This is a genomic window from Stenotrophomonas sp. YIM B06876, assembly GCF_030711595.1.
GTDB lineage: Bacteria > Pseudomonadota > Gammaproteobacteria > Xanthomonadales > Xanthomonadaceae > Stenotrophomonas.
This window is the reverse complement of the sequence record NZ_JAUJUJ010000521.1, coordinates 1-554: the sequence shown is the minus strand read 5'-3', so window position 1 is coordinate 554 and position 554 is coordinate 1. Positions and strand designations below refer to the sequence as shown.

The window sequence follows — 554 nt, the reverse complement described above, 5'->3', positions numbered from 1 at the left end:
CGGGGAGCTGCAAGCAGATTTTCCGCGACGTTGAGCAGGCCATCATCGAAGAAGCGTGCCGCCGCCATGTCGGCAGCATTGGACAAGCCGGTCTTGCCGAGCGAGCCTTGCAGCCCGGTGAACTTCCAGACCTCGGACCAGTACGCGACAGGCTCTGAGACCGACCATCTCCAGAGCGCGTCATATTCGTCAATTCCAAAGCCCTGGCGTTTGGCGAACTGGCCCAGGGCGCTGCGTTCGGCTTCGGCCGGCTGAGGACGCCAAGTCTGGCGGGGTCGTGTGGGGAACATCCGAAACTCCGTTCAAGGTGTCAAAAGTAGCTGTGACGACGGGCGGGCGAGTCGCCAGAAACGCAAGGAGAGAAATTCGAAAGCCTTTGATCCCTTTTCTGCACAGGGCTTTGCGCTTCAGGTGCCTTGCCGTTCTTTCTCGTCACATTCTTGGGATCTGGTGTGTTCAGGTTGCTATAAGATTCGCAATCTCATTCAATGATATTTAAATTGCACCATTAGTCAAGATGTTTTCTAAAAAATAAGCCAGGCCCATCAAAAAAG

At 54.7% G+C, this 554-nt stretch carries 1 protein-coding gene; it reads right to left on the bottom strand.

Features of this window, described 5'->3' with window-relative positions; all coding sequences use genetic code 11:
• Positions 1-290 (bottom strand): acetyl-coenzyme A synthetase N-terminal domain-containing protein (locus tag QZH66_RS18275; RefSeq protein ID WP_305807212.1); only part of this gene is annotated, 290 nt, incomplete at its 3' end.
• Positions 291-554 lie beyond the last annotated feature (264 nt).